12 protein-coding genes and 1 pseudogene are annotated in these 15,259 nt (G+C 74.8%); 5 read left to right on the top strand and 8 right to left on the bottom strand.

Annotated features, from left to right (window positions below; all coding sequences use genetic code 11):
• Positions 1-54 precede the first annotated feature (54 nt).
• Together ACFCLZ_RS13870 and dxr are read right to left on the bottom strand one after the other, a co-directional pair.
• Positions 55-1,359: a M50 family metallopeptidase gene (locus tag ACFCLZ_RS13870; RefSeq protein ID WP_380285207.1), complete on the bottom strand. Its 1,305-nt coding sequence runs from the start codon at positions 1,357-1,359 to the stop codon at positions 55-57.
• Positions 1,360-1,438: 79 nt separating this feature from the next.
• On the bottom strand, positions 1,439-2,668 hold the full coding sequence (gene dxr, locus ACFCLZ_RS13875) for a 1-deoxy-D-xylulose-5-phosphate reductoisomerase (protein WP_380285208.1): 1,230 nt from the start codon (positions 2,666-2,668) through the stop codon (positions 1,439-1,441).
• A gap of 89 nt (positions 2,669-2,757) precedes the next feature.
• Between dxr and ACFCLZ_RS13880 the strand changes: the two genes are divergently transcribed.
• On the top strand, positions 2,758-3,423 hold the full coding sequence (locus ACFCLZ_RS13880; protein WP_380285209.1) for an NAD(P)H-binding protein: 666 nt from the start codon (positions 2,758-2,760) through the stop codon (positions 3,421-3,423).
• A 60-nt stretch (positions 3,424-3,483) separates the two neighbouring features.
• Here ACFCLZ_RS13880 and ACFCLZ_RS13885 read toward each other — a convergent pair whose 3' ends face one another.
• The 3 genes from ACFCLZ_RS13885 to ACFCLZ_RS13895 form a co-directional block, all read right to left on the bottom strand.
• On the bottom strand, positions 3,484-4,926 hold the full coding sequence (locus ACFCLZ_RS13885; protein WP_380285210.1) for an aldehyde dehydrogenase family protein: 1,443 nt from the start codon (positions 4,924-4,926) through the stop codon (positions 3,484-3,486).
• Between the two features lie 153 nt (positions 4,927-5,079).
• Entirely contained in the window at positions 5,080-6,645 is a 1,566-nt protein-coding gene (locus tag ACFCLZ_RS13890) for a PucR family transcriptional regulator (protein WP_380285211.1), read from the bottom strand.
• 148 nt (positions 6,646-6,793) lie between these two features.
• Positions 6,794-8,866, bottom strand: a complete 2,073-nt coding sequence (locus tag ACFCLZ_RS13895) for an ATP-binding protein (RefSeq protein ID WP_380285212.1) — start codon at positions 8,864-8,866, stop codon at positions 6,794-6,796.
• Positions 8,867-9,106: 240 nt separating this feature from the next.
• Here ACFCLZ_RS13895 and gabT point away from each other — a divergent pair, with 240 nt between their 5' ends.
• Complete coding sequence (gene gabT, locus ACFCLZ_RS13900; protein ID WP_380285213.1) at positions 9,107-10,447, top strand: 4-aminobutyrate--2-oxoglutarate transaminase; 1,341 nt, start codon at positions 9,107-9,109, stop codon at positions 10,445-10,447.
• Positions 10,448-10,904: 457 nt separating this feature from the next.
• Complete coding sequence (locus ACFCLZ_RS13905) at positions 10,905-11,552, top strand: phosphatase PAP2 family protein (protein ID WP_380285214.1); 648 nt, start codon at positions 10,905-10,907, stop codon at positions 11,550-11,552.
• Here ACFCLZ_RS13905 and ACFCLZ_RS13910 read toward each other — a convergent pair.
• Positions 11,549-11,887 (bottom strand): DUF2218 domain-containing protein, encoded by a 339-nt coding sequence (locus ACFCLZ_RS13910; protein WP_380285215.1) that lies wholly within the window; start codon positions 11,885-11,887, stop codon positions 11,549-11,551. The genes ACFCLZ_RS13905 and ACFCLZ_RS13910 overlap by 4 nt on opposite strands.
• A 240-nt stretch (positions 11,888-12,127) precedes the next feature.
• Here ACFCLZ_RS13910 and ACFCLZ_RS13915 point away from each other — a divergent pair.
• Positions 12,128-12,370: pseudogene (locus ACFCLZ_RS13915) on the top strand (MarR family winged helix-turn-helix transcriptional regulator); the annotation flags it as partial.
• 103 nt (positions 12,371-12,473) lie between these two features.
• On the opposite strand, the gene ACFCLZ_RS13920 reads toward ACFCLZ_RS13915, so the two are convergent.
• On the bottom strand, positions 12,474-13,427 hold the full coding sequence (locus ACFCLZ_RS13920) for an EamA family transporter (protein ID WP_380286160.1): 954 nt from the start codon (positions 13,425-13,427) through the stop codon (positions 12,474-12,476).
• A gap of 121 nt (positions 13,428-13,548) precedes the next feature.
• On the opposite strand from ACFCLZ_RS13920, the gene ACFCLZ_RS13925 reads away from it, so the two are divergent.
• A complete protein-coding gene (locus ACFCLZ_RS13925) occupies positions 13,549-14,454 on the top strand; it encodes a LysR family transcriptional regulator (protein WP_380285216.1) in 906 nt (301 codons plus the stop codon).
• 37 nt (positions 14,455-14,491) lie between these two features.
• Here ACFCLZ_RS13925 and ACFCLZ_RS13930 read toward each other — a convergent pair whose 3' ends face one another.
• Positions 14,492-15,244 carry a ZIP family metal transporter gene (locus ACFCLZ_RS13930; protein ID WP_380286161.1) on the bottom strand — a complete coding sequence of 251 codons (753 nt, stop codon included), beginning with the start codon at positions 15,242-15,244 and terminating at the stop codon, positions 14,492-14,494.
• Positions 15,245-15,259 lie beyond the last annotated feature (15 nt).

A 15,259-nucleotide genomic window follows, 5' to 3' on the forward strand; every position in this document is an offset into this window, starting at 1 on the left:
GCTCCAACGGTACGGCACGGGAACGGGCGCCCGCGCACCCGCCGTCCCGCCGGTCTAACTGATCTTGACCGGGTTCACCAGGTCGGCCACCATCACCAGCAGCGTGAAGCCGATGAACACGCTGGCCACGACGTAGGCGACCGGCATCAGCCGGGCCACGTCGAACGGGCCGGGGTCGGGCCGGCGGAACAGCCGGGCGAAGCGGCGGCGCACCGACTCCCAGAGCGCGCCCGCGATGTGGCCGCCGTCCAGCGGCAGCAGCGGCAGCATGTTGAAGAGGAACAGCGAGAGGTTGATCCCGGCGAGCAGGTTGACGAAGTAGGCGACCCGCTGGCTGCCCGGGATGTCCAGTGCGAACACCTCGCCGCTGACCCGGGCCGCGCCGACCATGCCGATCGGCGAGTCGGCCTCGCGCGGGGTGCCGTCCACCACCGAGTGCCAGAGGCCGGGGATCTTGCCGGGCAGCGCGGCGAGCGACTTCACGCCGTTCTCCGCCATGTCGTACATCCGGTCGAGGGACTGGCCGAAGCCGAGCTGGACCACGCCGCTGGTCGGGGTGAAGCCGAGGAAGCCGGCCCGCACCGTCTCGCCCTTGACGGGCATCCCGTCGGCGTCGTACTTCTGCACGTCGTTGACGGCGATGGTGGGGGTGAGGGTGAGCTGCTGCCCGCCGCGCTCGACCACCAGGTCGACCCTCTTCCCGGCCGACCTGCGGATGTCGCCCTGGAGCTGCTCGTAGGTGGTGATCCGGTCGCCGTCGAAGGAGACCACCTTGTCGCCCGGCTTCAGCCCGGCCTGGAAGGCGGGCGCCGCGGGCGCGTCCGCGGGGCAGGTGTCGGTCGGCCGGCCGGCCTTGACGACGCACTCCGAGACGGTGCCGATGGTCGGCACCGACATCGGGACGCCGAAGCCCATCAGCACCGTCAGGAAGAGCCCGAAGGAGAGGATCAGGTTCATGAACGGCCCGGCGAACATGACGATCACGCGCTTCCACGGCTTGCGCGTGTAGAAGAGCCGGTGCCCGTCCCCCTCCTTGACCTCCTCGTAGGAGGCCTCCCGGGCGTCCTCGATCATGGTCCGCCAGGGCGAGGTGGAGCGCTGGGTGATCCGCCCGTCGGCGCCGGGCGGGAACATCCCGATCATCCGGATGTAGCCGCCCAGCGGGACGGCCTTGAGGCCGTACTCGGTGTCGCCCTTCTTCCGCGACCAGATCGTCGGGCCGAAGCCGACCATGTACTGCGGCACCCGGATGCCGAACAGCTTGGCCGTGGAGAGGTGGCCGAGCTCGTGCCAGGCGATCGAGAAGAGCAGTCCCAGTACGAAGACCAGGATGCCGACCACCGTCATCACCGTTGCCACCGCTGCTCCTCCGTCATGCCACTCCGCTCATCCTGTCGTCGTACCGGTCGTCCGGCGGTGCCGTCCGGGCGGCCCCGGATCAGCCCGCGGCCAGCTCGCGGGCCCGGGCGCGCGCCCAGTCCTCCGCGTGCAGGACGTCCTCCACCGTCAGCGAAGTTCCCGCCGCGGGGCTGCCGTGCTCCGCCACGACCTTCGCCACAGTGTCCACGATCCCGGTGAAGGCGAGGCGGCCGTTCAGGAAGGCCTCCACACACTCCTCATTGGCCGCGTTGAACACCGCCGGGGCGGTGCCGCCCAGCGTGCCGACCTCGCGGGCCAGCTCGACCGCCGGGAAGGCGTCGTTGTCCAGCGGGAAGAACTCCCAGGTCGCCGCCTTGGTCCAGTCGCAGGCGGGGGCCGCGTCCGGTACCCGGTCCGGCCAGCCCAGGCCCAGCGCGATCGGCATCCGCATGTCCGGCGGGCTCGCCTGCGCCAGCGTGGAACCGTCCGTGAACTCCACCATCGAGTGGACGACCGACTGCGGATGGACCACGACCTCGATCCGGTCGAACGGCACGTCGTACAGCAGGTGCGCCTCGATCACCTCCAGGCCCTTGTTCACCAGGGTGGCCGAGTTGATCGTGACGACCGGGCCCATCGCCCAGGTCGGGTGCGCCAGCGCGTCCGCCGGGGTGACGCCCGCCAGCTCGGCGCGGCCGCGGTTGCGGAACGGGCCGCCGCTCGCGGTCACCACCAGCTTGCGGACCTCGGCCCGGGTGCCGCCCGCCAGCGCCTGGAACAGCGCGGCGTGCTCGGAGTCCACCGGCACGATCTGCCCCGGCTTCGCGACCGCCTTCACCAGCGGACCGCCGACGATCAGCGACTCCTTGTTGGCCAGCACCAGCACCCGGCCGGCCCGCAGCGCCGCCAGCGTCGGGCGCAGGCCGATCGAGCCGGTGATGCCGTTCAGCACCGAGTGGCACTCCGTCGCGGCCAGCTCGGTCGCCGCGTCCGGGCCGGTCAGCACGGCCGGCAGCGCACGGCCCGCCGCCTTCGCGGCCAGCGCCTCGCGCAGCGCCGGCCCGGCCGCCGGATCGGCCACCGCCACGGTGTGCACACCCAGCCGCAGCGCCTGCTCGGCCAGCAGTTCCACCCGGCCGCCGGCGGCCGACAGGGCCACCACCCGGAACCGGTCCGGGTGGCGCAGGACCACGTCGATGGCCTGGGTGCCGATCGAGCCGGTGGAGCCGAGGATCACCAACTCCCGGGGGCCGGAGGGGGTGTTCACCTCGGGGGTGAACCGCAGCTGCGGGTGGGCGAGCGAAGTCATGCGCCCATTGTGTCCTGCCCGGCCGTCCGCCCGGCACCACGGGACCGCTCCCGGGGCGCCGGGCGCGCTCCCGGGCTACCGTCGGAGCCATGCGCATCGTCATCGCCGGGGGCCACGGACAGATCGCCCTACGGCTGGAACGGCTGCTCGCCGACCGCGGCGACCGCCCCGCCGGGATCGTCCGCCGCCCCGAACAGGCCGAGGACCTCGTCGCCGCCGGGGCCGAACCGCTGCTGCTCGACCTGGAGGCGGCCGCCCCGCCCGAACTCGCCCGGCTGGTCGAGGGCGCCGACGCCGTGGTGTTCGCGGCCGGCGCCGGAGCGGGCAGCGGGGCCGCCCGCAAGCTCACCGTCGACCGGGACGCCGCCGTGCTGCTCGCCGACGCCGCCGCACTGGCCGGCGTGCGCCGCTACCTCATCGTCTCCTCGATGGGCGCCGACGCCCGGGCCCGGTACCCGTCCGACGAGGTGTTCGAGACCTATCTGCGGGCCAAGGGCGCCGCCGACGACGCCGTCCGGGCCCGTACCTCGCTGGACTGGACGGTGCTGCGCCCCGGGCGCCTCACCGACGGCCCGGGCACCGGCCTGGTCCGGCTCGCGCCGAGCGTGCCGCGCGGGTCGGTCGACCGGCAGGACGTCGCCGCCGTGCTCGCCGCGCTGCTGCACGAGCCCGGCACCGCCGGGCAGACCCTGGAACTGGTCGGCGGCGACGCCACCGTGGCCGAGGCCGTCGCGGCCGCCGGCGGCCACGCCTGACCCCGCGCACGCGCGAGGGCCCGGCCGCACGACGCGGCCGGGCCCTCGCTCAGGTCACCCTCAGAGGGCGAGGCCGGTGAGGACCAGGACCTTCTCGACGGTGTAGTCGTCCATCGCGTACCGGACGCCCTCGCGGCCGACGCCGGAGTCCTTGACGCCGCCGTACGGCATCTGGTCGGCGCGGTAGGACGGCGCGTCGCCGATGATCACACCGCCGACCTCCAGCTCCTGGTGGGCACGGAAGGCGGTCTGCACGTCGTGCGTGAACACGCCCGCCTGCAGGCCGAACAGCGAGTCGTTGACGGCCGCGAAGGCCTCGTCCACGCCGTCCACCTTGTGCAGCGACAGGACCGGGCCGAACACCTCGGAGGTGGCGAGGATCGCGTCGGCCGGCAGCTCCGCCAGCACGGTCGGGGCGTAGGTCGCGCCCTCGCGGGTGCCGCCGGTCAGCAGCTTCGCACCCTTGGCGACCGCGTCGTCCACCCAGGACTCCACCCGCTTGGCGGCGTTCTCGTCGACCAGCGGGCCGACGTCCGTCGCGTCGTCGTTCGGGTCACCGGTGACCTGGGCCCGCACCTTGGCGACGACCTTCTCCGCCAGCGCGTCGTACACCGAGGCGTCGGCGATCACCCGCTGCACCGAGATGCAGGACTGGCCGCCCTGGTAGTTGGCGAACATCGCGATCCGGGTGGCCGCCCAGTCCAGGTCCGCCTCGGAGGACCAGTCGGCGAGCACCACGGCCGCGGCGTTGCCGCCCAGCTCCAGGGTGGTGTGCTTGCGCGGCACCGAGTCCATGATCTGGTAGCCGACCTTGTCCGAACCGGTGAAGGAGATCACCGGCAGACGCGGGTCCTGCACCAGGGCCGGCATCCGGTCGTTCGGCACCGGCAGGACGCTCCAGGAACCGGCCGGCAGGTCGGTCTCGGCCAGGATCTCGCCCAGCACCATGGCCGACAGCGGGGTGGCCGGGGCCGGCTTGAGGATGATCGGCGCGCCGACCGCGATCGCCGGGGCGATCTTGTGGGCGACCAGGTTCAGCGGGAAGTTGAAGGGGGCGATGCCCAGCACCACGCCGCGCGGGAAGCGCCGCACCACCGCGAAGCGGCCCGTGCCGCCGGGGTCGGTGTCCAGCCGCATGGTCTCGCCGTTGGTCCGGCGGGCCTCCTCGGCCGCCCAGCGGAACACCGAGACGGCGCGGCCGATCTCACCGCGGGCCCACTTGATCGGCTTGCCGTTCTCGGCGGTGATCAGCTGGGCGAGCTCCTCGGTGCGCTCGGTCAGCCGCCGGGCCACGTGGTCCAGGGCGGCGGTGCGCACGTGCGCGGGGGTCGCGGCGAACACCGGCAGCGCGGCGACGGCGGCCTCCAGGGCCTCCTCGACCTGCGCCTCGGTGGGGATGCTCACCTTGCCGACCAGACGGCCGTCCCAGCTGTTGTGCACCTCGAAGTCGGCGTCGCCGCTCGCCCGGCGGCCGGCCAGCCAGAAATCGTACGTGGTGGTCACCGTGGTACCGGCCCTCTCCTCGTCGTCCTCACGACCCCACGGACGTGGAGCCAGAACCGAGGGTAGGACGGGCGACGCGCCGACCGGATTGGACACCGAGTAGCGTTCGCCCCCGCCGCCACTCCACCGCGTCCAGCCCCGAGGGGCCTTTGCTCACTCCTCGCCGGAGCGCAGCGCCAGCCAGAGCTCCATCCGGACGTCCGTGTCGTCCAGCGACCGCCCCAGCAACTCCTCCACCCGCCGCATCCGGTACCGCAGGGTGTGCCGGTGCACCCCGAGGTCGGCCGCCGCCGCGTCCCACTGCCCGTGCCGCGACAGCCACGCCCGCAGCGAGGCCACCAGATCGCCGCGCGCCGTCCGGTCGTGATCCCGCAGCGGCCGCAGCAGGCCCTCCGCGAAGGCGGTCACGGCGTCCTCGCCCAGCAGCGGCAGCAGCGAGCCCGCGCCGACCTCCTCGTGGTCCACCGACCGCCGCCCGCCGCGCAGCGCCACCGCCAGCGCCCGCTCGGCCTGCGCGTGCGCCGTCCCGGCGTCCTCCAGCGCGGCCGGCGCCGACACACCCAGCGACAGGCCCTCGTGCTCCTCCACCGCCCCCAGGCACGCCCGGTGCACCGCGCCGTTGTCCAGCGCCAGCAGCATCAGCCGCGCCCCGTGCGCGCCCTCCTCCCGCGCCACCAGCAGCTTCTCGCCGACCCGCGACCCGGCCTGCTCGGCCCGGTCGCCCAGCTCGCCCAGCGCCTCCCCGGCGTCCGCCCCCTGGGCCGCCCCGGCCACCAGCACCCGGACGGTCCCCTCCGGCAGCCCCCCGAACAGACCCGCCGCCACCTGCCGCGCGGTCGCCACCTCACCGGCCAGCACCATCCGCAGCAGCGCGGCGCCCATCTTCTCCTCGGCCTGCCGCAGCTCCCGCGACCGCTCCAGGGTCAGCGTCAGCAGCGCCACCGCCGCGTTCAGCACGTACCGCTCGGTCGGCGTGATCCGGTCCTCGGTACCCACCGCCAGGAAACCCCGGGCCCGCCGGTCCGCCCCCAGCGACTGGACCACCACGTAGTCCTCGTCCGCCGTGTCTATCCCCGGTGCGCGCCCCTGCAGCGCGGCACTCGACGGCGCCGGGCGCCGGCGCAGCCGGTCCACCTCCGCCGCCAGCCGCCCGGCCCGGCGCGCCGCCCAGTCCGGCGCCACCACCGACAGCGCACCCGACCCGTCGTACAGCGCCGCCCAGCCGCCCAGCCGGGCCGCCAGCCGCCGCACCACCGCCGTGGTGCCGTCCTTGCCCAGCGCGGCCCGGGTCAGCTCCTCCTGCGCCTCGAAGCTGGTCGTCACCGCCTCGTACTGCTCGGCGGCCAGCGCCGCCGACACCACCTTGCTGATCGCGATGAACGGCGTCGGCTCCGGCACCCGCAGCAGCGGCAGGCCGCGCTGCGCCGCCGCGTCCACCAGCGGCTGCGGCACCTCGGTGTGCGACAGGCCCACCCCCAGTCCGAGCCCGACCACCCCCGCGTCGGCCAGCCGGTGCACGTACGCCTGCAACCGGGCGGCCGTACGGCCCAGCTTGATCCCGGTGGTGAGCAGCAGCTCGCCACCTTCCAGGAACGGCGTCGGGTCGTCCAGTTCGCTGGTGTGCACCCAGCGGACCGGCCGCTCCAAGTGGTCCGCACCGGCGAGGACCGTCAGATGGAGCGAGGTGTTGCGGACGACGGAGGCAAGTGTGGGGGGCATGGCACCTTCGGGGGAACGACCCGACCGCGCCGTTGCGGCCGGGCGAGAGAGGGCTGGGGGTCCTGGGGGGAATCCCACCTCTCATTATGGACGCCCCGGACAAGCCGCACTGCCGAATCCACCTCGAAGGCGAGCTTCGTTCGCGGCCTCAGCCCCGGAGGTCCACCAGCAGCGGCGGCACCTGCTCCCCCGACACCGCCGTCAGCGACAGCACCGCGTGCCCGGCCGGCAGCGCGTGCGCCAGGTCCGAGGGGGACCACCGCAGCCGCTCCACCTCCCGGGTGGTCACCGACTCCGTCTGCGCGGTCGTGCCCGACAGCGCCTTGCGCCCCATCCGCCCGGCCCGCCGCACGATCCCGCCCGAGGTGTCCGGGGCCAGCGTCACCGCCGTCTCCCGCACCAGGTGCGTGCCCCAGGCCTCCGAGAACAGCCGGCCGTCCCACGGCGCGATGCCCGGGAACGCCGCCCGACAGCCAACCGCCCCGAACAGCGGCGCCCGCAGCGCCTCCGGCAGGTCGACCAGCGTCCGCAGCAGCAGCACCACCCCGGCGTTCGCCCCGCGCAGCCGCTGCAGCCCGCGCACGGTCCCGGCGTCCAGCGCCGCCGAGGCGTCGTCCACCACCAGCCCGGCGAACAGCGACCGGTCCCCGCGGACCCCGGCGGCCTGCACGAACTGGCCCACCAGCAGCCGCGACAGCATCCGCGCCGCCTCCGGGTGACTGCGCTCCGGCAGCTTCACCCGCACCCGCAGCGGATGGTCCAGCGCCCGCATCGCGAACGGCGGAAGGCCCGTGCCGTCGGTCGCGAACACCCCCTCGAAGGCCGGCCGGTCCAGCAGCGCCAGCCGGTCGGCCAGCAGCGCCCCCGGATCGTCCGCCCGGCCGCGCTGGCGCTCCCGGTACTCCAGGTCCCGCTCGTACGAGCCCAGCCGGCCCGCCGCCCGCAGCCCCTTCACCAGGGACTCCGACGACTCCGGCTCCCCGGCGAGCAGCGCCCGCAGCTCGCGCACCCCCGGATAGCGGCCGAACGCGGCATGGAAGGGGCCCACCGTCTGCTGCAGCGCCGTCCGCGCCGTCTCCGCGCGCGCCGTCAGCTCGTCCGGCAGCAGCGCCTCCGCCAGCCGGGCCGCCGCCTCGTCCGGGTCCTGCGCCGCGCCGTACAGGTCCAGCCCGTAGCGGGACGCGGCGTGGCCCGGGGCGATCACCACGTCGTACCAGTCGTCCGGCCCCAGGTCCGCCTCCGCCGACCCGATCACCACCGCGCACGCCGTCCCGGCCAGCGCCTGCAGGCACAGGGCCTCCGCCACCGGACGGGCCAGCCGCGCCGTCTTCCCCGTCCCGGCCGGGCCCACCGCCAGCAGCGAGGTGCCCAGCACCGCCGGATCCAGCGCGAAGCCCGCCGCCCGGTGGGTCAGCGGGTTCTTCGGTACGTCCTGCGCGGTCCCGAGCCGCACCTGGCCCAGCAGCAGGTCGTGCCGCTCCGCCCGCCCGGGCAGCTCCCGCGCCTCCGACGGGTGCGCGAACGCCGCCGCGCCGCGCAGCGACACCTGCTCGGCGAAGGCCGGCAGGAAGGCCCGGTCCGCCTGGGCCGACTCCCACGCCCGCTGGATCCGCACGTAGTCGACGTCCCCGACCGCCTCGCCGTCCAGCCGTCCGGCCGCGACCGCCGCCCCACCCTGCCGCAGCACCGCCCACGGATCCCGCTGCCGCACCGTCTCCGCCTGCTCCTCCACGGACGCGGGCTCCTCCTCCGTCACCGTCCGCGACAGCAACGGCAGCGCGAACCGCCGCCACACCTCCACCCACCGGCCCATCCGGCCGAAGACCTTGATGACGACGGCCGCGACCAGCACGTTGAGAGTGAGCACGACCGAGACGGCGACGAAGGCCGAACGTGTCGGCAGGACGCCGATCAGCGTCGTCCCGTACTTGGCCAGCTCGACCCCGTAGACGTACGCCAGCCACCCCACCACCGCGTTCAGGCCCGCGCGCAGGAGAAGGGGCCAGGTCGGGACCTTGGCGGCCTCCGCACGGTCGGGGTCGATCTGCCGGTAGCCCTGCCGGAAGACGCCCGGGGCGGCCTCCGGGCGGGGGGCGGCGACCCAGGCGGCGAGGTCGAAGGGCGCACGGGCCGGGGGGCGGGGGTGCGGCATCGCGGTGGGCGGGTGATGAGGGGTGGCGGTGGTCCGCTCACTGTGGCTCCGTGCCCCGTCCAGTCCCATCTACGGCCCCGCTCCCTCGCCCGCCGGCCCGACCGCCGTCGGTGCCGCCCATACCCATGCCGCCGCCCCGGCGACACGCCCGCGCTCAATGTAGTGGAGCGGAGCCCGCCGGTCGTGGCGTCGATCGCGCTGGCCGCCCCGGACAAGTCGGACGGCCCAGTGCTACCGAGTGGCGCATGCCTGCCCGGGGAACGCCGCCGTAGCCTGCGAACTACCGAGCCGAGAAGTCTGGAGAAACCCATGAGCGCCGCAACGCCGCTCCCGCAGGAGCGCCGTCTGGTCACCGCGATCCCCGGTCCGAAGTCGCAGGAGCTGCACGCCCGCAAGCTGGGTGCGGTGGCGGCCGGTGTCGGCACCACCCTGCCGGTGTACGTGTCCCGCGCCAACGGCGGTGTGCTGGAGGACGTGGACGGCAACTCGCTGATCGACTTCGGCTCCGGCATCGCCGTGACCAACGTCGGCAACAGCGCCGAGGCCGTGGTGGCGAAGACGACCGAGCAGCTGGCCGCCTTCACCCACACCTGTTTCATGGTGACCCCGTACGAGGGCTACGTGGCCGTGGCCGAGCAGCTGAACGAGCTGACCCCGGGTGACCACGAGAAGCGCACCGCGCTGTTCAACTCGGGCTCCGAGGCCGTCGAGAACGCGGTGAAGATCGCCCGCGCCCACACCAAGCGCCAGGCCGTCGTGGTGTTCGACCACGGCTACCACGGCCGCACCAACCTCACCCTGGCGCTGACGGCGAAGAACATGCCGTACAAGCAGGGCTTCGGTCCGTTCGCCCCCGAGGTCTACCGGGTGCCGGTCGCCTACCCCTACCGCTGGCTGACCGGTGCGGAGAACTGCGCCGCCGAGGCCGCCGCCCAGGCGATCGACACCATCAACAAGCAGATCGGCGCCGAGAACGTCGCCGCGATCATCATCGAGCCGATCCAGGGCGAGGGCGGCTTCATCGAGCCGGCCAAGGGCTTCCTGCCGGCGATCGTGGAGTTCGCGAAGGCGAACGGGATCGTGTTCGTCGCCGACGAGATCCAGACCGGCTTCTGCCGCACCGGCCAGTGGTTCGCCTGCGAGGACGAGGGCATCGTCCCGGACCTGATCACCACCGCCAAGGGCATCGCCGGCGGTCTGCCGCTGTCCGCGCTGACCGGCCGCGCCGAGATCATGGACGCCGCGCAGACCGGTGGCCTGGGCGGCACCTACGGCGGCAACCCGGTGGCCTGCGCCGCCGCGCTGGGCGCCATCGAGACCATGAAGGAGCAGGACCTCGTCGGCAAGGCGCAGCGGATCGGCGAGATCATGCTGGGCCGCCTGCGGGCCATGCAGGAGAAGTTCGAGATCATCGGCGAGGTCCGCGGCCGCGGCGCGATGATCGCCGTCGAGCTGGTGAAGCCGGGCAGCAAGGAGCCGAACACGGAGGCCACCGCGGCCATCGCCAAGGCCTGCCACGCCGAGGGCCTGGTCGTCCTGACCGCCGGCACCTACGGCAACGTGCTGCGCTTCCTCCCGCCGCTGGTGATGCCGGAGCACCTGCTGAACGAGGGCCTGGACATCCTCGAGGGCGCGTTCGCCGCCCTCTGAGCCGGCCCGCCGGCGCGGCAGCGGCCGGCGCGGCACCGAAGACCCGCCGGAGGGATGTCCGGACAGCGCCGAACGGCCCGTGGGGACCTCGTCCCCACGGGCCGTTCGGTTCGAACCCGGCGTGACGCCACCGGCGCGGACGGTGAAGATGGTGTGCGGAATCGCTGAAGCTCCTCGGCCCCGCAAGGAGCTTGACGTAGTGTCATCACGGATGGACAGCGAGCCCCAGCCATGGGCGGATCCGTCCGCGGCACCGCCCTCCGGGACGGCTCCGCGCGAGGGCCGCGAGGACAACCAGGCCGTCCCGCCAGGGGCGGTGCACACCGAAAGCCGATCGACCGGCCGTCCGACCCACACCCCCCGGGGCGCACGGAGCGGCGATCATCAGGGCCGCCCCGGAGCTCTCCCCCCTGCTCCGGGGCGGCTGCCTCGCGTCCTGGGCCACCCGGCGGTGCCGGTGGTTCTCGGGGTGGTCCTGCTGCTGGTGTCCTGGCAGGTCGCGGTGGACGGGCCGCTGCTGGGCCTGGACCGCTGGGCCCGGCACGCCGTCCGGGAGACCCGCCACACGTTGCACAGCACGCCGCTCAACCACCTCGGCAAGGCGTTCTCCGACCTGGGCGGGGGCTCGGTGGCCGTGCCGGTGCTGCTCCTCGGCGCCGCGGTGGCGGCCCGGCGGGAGTTCCGGGCGGGCTTCGCGCGCTGGTGGCTGCCGGTGCCGGTGGCGGTGCTGACGGCCGGGCTGATCCCGCTGCTGGTCGTACCGGCGAAGGCGTGGTTCGCGCGGCCCGGCCCGTTCGGGCTGCCGCTGGCGGCGGACCAGTGGGGCTGGTACCCGTCCGGCCACACCGCGACCGCCACGCTCGGGTACGGGGTGGCGGCACTGCTGCTGGCCCGGACGGCCGGCCCCCGGTCCCGGCGGGTGCTCGCCGCCGGGACGGCGCTGCTGGTGGCGGGCGTCGGACTCGGCCTGGTGTGGAGCGACTACCACTGGCTGCTGGACGTGGTGGCCAGCTGGTGCCTGGGCGGCCTGCTCCTGTGGGCCCTCGCCCGGTGGCCGCTCACCGCCCGCCCGGGCGCCCGCCGGCCACCGCGCCCGGGGGACTAACCCTCGGCCGGGGCCTCGTCGTTGCGGTGGACGTGGCCGGGCTCGCCGTTGTCGCGGTGCCACTCGACGACCAGCTCGTCGCGGGCGCCGAAGCGGACCAGGTGGCGGCCGACGACGTCCTCCAGGCCGGGCAGGTTGTCGCGCTCGCCCTCGACGGCGAGCAGCAGGGCGTCGGGGGCGGCTTCCAGGGTGGCGGTGCCGGCGCCGAAGACGAGGGTGCCGCGGCCGGTCTCCTCGGACCAGTCGGCCTGGATCTTGCGGCCCATGTGGGCGGCGAGCTGCTTGGCGTAGCGGGCGGACCGGTCGGTGGCGACGCGGGCTTCGGAGCGGGGCACGGGCCCTCCAGGGTCAGGGGAGGGAACTTAGGGTGCCCTCACTCGCTGTCTACGCTAACCCAGATACTGAGCCTTGCTCAACACTTTTCCGGGCGCCTCCGGACCGGCCGATACCCTGGGTCGGACACCTGCCGAGGAGAGCCGCCCATGACCACCACGCCGACCGACGACGCGGCGAGCTCCTCCCCCGCCCCGGACCCGGCGGCCGCCCCGGACACCGCCGCCGAGCTGGCCGACGCGATGACCCGGGCGATCAAGCGGATCCGCCGCCGCACCAGTGAGCGGCTGGAGCCCTACGGCATCACCCCCGGCCAGGGCCGCGCCCTGCGGGCCCTCGCGCACGCCCCCGGCTGCGAGCTCCCCGACCGCGCGATGCGGCTGAGCGACCTGGCCGACCGGCTGCACATCGCCCCGCGCTCGGCCACCACGGTGGTCGACGCCCTGGAGGAGGCCGGCCTGGTCGAGCGGGCCCCGGACCCGGCCGACCGCCGCGCGGTGCGGATCCTGCTGACCGCGGCCGGCCGGTCGGCGGTGGAGCGGATCGGGCAGGTCCGGCACGAGGTCGCCCAGGAGTACTTCGGCCCGGTCAGCCCCGCCGAGCAGGAGGCGCTGCTGGGAGCGCTGCGGACCGCCGAGTCCGCGTACGCGGCGACCGCCGCGCCCACCGCCGCACCGCGCCGGACAGCGTCCCCGGGCGCAGCGCGGTGATCCCGATCCCGGCGACCACCAGGACCGCGGCGACGGCGGCCGCCGGTCCGACCGGCTCGCCGAGCAGCAGCCACGCCGAGGACATCCCGAACACCGGCACCAGCAGCGAGTAGGGCGCGACGGCGGTGGCGTCGTAGGTGCGCAGCAGGTAGCTCCAGGCGACGAAGCCGAACAGGGTGGACACCAGCCCGACGTAGCCGATCGCGCCGACTCCGGCGAGGCCGATCCCGCGCAGTGCCCGCAGGTCGGCCTCCGGGCCCTCGACCAGCAGCGAGAGGCCGAGCAGCGGCAGCGGCGGCACGGCGCTGACCCAGACCATCCAGCGCAGCGCGTCCGGCGGGGCGGCCTTGCGGGTCAGCACGTTGGACAGGCCCCAGGCGGCCGCGGAGAGGACGAGCAGGGCGAAGGCGCCGAGCGGTCCGCCGAGGCCGCGGTCAAGGGCGCTCAGGCCGATCCCGGCGAAGGCGACGGCCAGGCCGAACAGCCTCTGCCCGCCGGGCCGCTCGCCCAGCAGGACGCCGGCGAACAGCGCGGTGAAGACGGCCTGCCCCTGGAGCACCAGGGAGGAGAGGCCCGCCGGCATCCCGGCGTGCATGCCGAGGAAGAGCAGGCCGAACTTGACCACCCCGAGCACCACGCCGACCGCGAGCACCCATCGCAGGGCGACCTTCGGCGGGCCGACGAGGAAGACCGCCGGGACGGCGACCACCGCGAACCGCAGGGCGCCGAAGAGCAGCGGGGGGAAGTTCTCCAGGCCGACGTGGATGAGGACGAAGTTGAGGCCCCAGACGGCGGCCACCAGGACGGCCAGGGCGATGTGACGCGGCCTCATGCCGCCGTTCGTGCCGCCGCCCGGGGCGGCCTGCGGGGATGCGCTCATGGGACGAGGATGGCCGCCGGTCACCGTGCAGCACCAGCGATGAATGCTGAAGGTGACGCTTTAGCATGGCTTCATGATGGATCTGGGGCGCCTGCGGGCGCTGCACGCGGTGGCGGTGCACGGCTCGGTCGGCGGGGCGGCCGCGGCCCTCGGCTTCACCCCGTCCGCCGTCTCCCAGCAGATCGCCAAGCTGGAGCGGGAGACCAGGACCGTGCTGCTGGAGCGCCAGGGCCGCGGGGTGGTGCTGACGGACGCGGCGCGCGAACTGGCCGGCACCGCGCAGGCGGTGCTGGGCCTGGTGGAGCGGGCCGAGGTGCGGCTGGAGGAGCAGCGCGGCCAGGCGGTCGGACGCCTGCTGGTGGCCGCCTTCGCGACCGGCGCGCGGGGGCTGATGCCGGGCGTGCTGGCCGACCTGCGCGAGCGCTGCCCCGACCTGGACGTGCGGCTGCTGGAGAGCGACCCGTACCCGGCGGCCGAGCTGGTGGCGCGCGGCGAGGTCGACCTGGCGCTCGTCCAGGACTGGCCGACGGTGCCGCTGCCGGTCCAGGACGGGCTGTCCCGGATGGAGCTCGGCGAGGACCCGGTGGACCTGCTGGTGCCGGCCGACCACCCGCTGGCCGGGCTCGCGACGGTGCCGGAGGCGCGGCTGCGCGGGCAGCGGTGGACGAGCGTGCCGCCGGGCAACATCTGCCACGACTGGCTGGTCCGGACGCTGCGCGAGGCCGGCGAGGAGCCGGACGTGCGCTACCAGGTCGGCGAGTTCGAGACGCAGATCGCGCTGATCGCGGCGGGGCTGGGCGTCGGACTGGTGCCCCGGCTGGGCCGGGGCGCGCTGCCGCCGGGGGTGGTCGCCCGGCCGGTGCTGCCGGAGCCGGCCCGGCGGGTGTTCGCGCTCTGGCGCTCCCAGGCCTCGCGGCGCCCGGCGATCACCGAGGCGCTGGGCGCGATCCGGGCCCGGTGGGACGCCCGGAGCAGTTGACGGACCGGAGCGGCCGGCGGACCGGACCGGCGCGGCGTCAGCCGGCGAGGCCGATCACCAGCCACATGAAGCCCACCCCGCCAAGGGTGCAGAGCAGCGTGGTCCGCGAGGGGTGCGGGCTGTGCGCCTCGGGCAGGATGTCGGAGGTCGCCAGGTAGAGCAGGAACCCGGCGAAGAACCCCAGGTAGAGGCCGAGCAGGTGCTCGGAGATGGTGAACAGCAGGGTGATCGCGGCGCCGGTGACCGGCGCGATCGCGTCCGCCGCGAGCAGGGTCAGCGCCCGCCGCCTGTTGTTCCCGTAGAGCCTGGTGATCGTGTACGTGTTGAAGCCGTCGGCGAAGTCGTGCGCGACCACGGCGATCGCCACCACCGTCCCGACCGTCGTCCCGGCCTGGAAGGCCGCGCCGATCGCGAAGCCGTCCATGACGCTGTGGCCGACCAGGGCGACGGCGGCGGTCAGGCCGACGCCCTGGTGCCCGTCGACGCCGGACCGGGTGCGGCCGTGGGCGTGCTCCTGGGCGGGCCGCTGGCCGTGGGTGTGCGCGGCGTACTCCGCCTCGTGGCCGCGGTGGATGGCCACCGCCCGCTCGACGATGTGGATGGCCAGGAAGCCGGCCGCGAACATCAGCAGCGCCTGCGGCACCCCGTGGACCTCCTCGGGGGCCTGGTGCAGCGCCTCCGGGAGGAGGTCGAAGGCGACCACCCCGAGCATCAGCCCGGCGGCGAAGCCGAGCACCAGGTGACGGCGGTCCCCGGTGCGCTGCGCGACCCAGCCGCCGATCAGCGTCATCAGGAACGCGCCCGC

The sequence above is a fragment of the Kitasatospora purpeofusca genome (assembly GCF_042691725.1).
GTDB lineage: Bacteria > Actinomycetota > Actinomycetes > Streptomycetales > Streptomycetaceae > Kitasatospora > Kitasatospora purpeofusca_B.

Coding starts and splice junctions, on each gene's coding strand:
- dxr (WP_380285208.1), bottom strand. CDS start 2,668: ATGACTTCGCTCGCCCACCCGCAGCTGCGGTTCACCCCCGAGGTGAAC.
- ACFCLZ_RS13880 (WP_380285209.1), top strand. CDS start 2,758: ATGCGCATCGTCATCGCCGGGGGCCACGGACAGATCGCCCTACGGCTG.
- ACFCLZ_RS13890 (WP_380285211.1), bottom strand. CDS start 6,645: ATGCCCCCCACACTTGCCTCCGTCGTCCGCAACACCTCGCTCCATCTG.
- ACFCLZ_RS13895 (WP_380285212.1), bottom strand. CDS start 8,866: ATGGGACTGGACGGGGCACGGAGCCACAGTGAGCGGACCACCGCCACC.
- gabT (WP_380285213.1), top strand. CDS start 9,107: ATGAGCGCCGCAACGCCGCTCCCGCAGGAGCGCCGTCTGGTCACCGCG.
- ACFCLZ_RS13920 (WP_380286160.1), bottom strand. CDS start 13,427: ATGAGGCCGCGTCACATCGCCCTGGCCGTCCTGGTGGCCGCCGTCTGG.
- ACFCLZ_RS13925 (WP_380285216.1), top strand. CDS start 13,549: ATGATGGATCTGGGGCGCCTGCGGGCGCTGCACGCGGTGGCGGTGCAC.
- ACFCLZ_RS13930 (WP_380286161.1), bottom strand. CDS start 15,244: ATGACGCTGATCGGCGGCTGGGTCGCGCAGCGCACCGGGGACCGCCGT.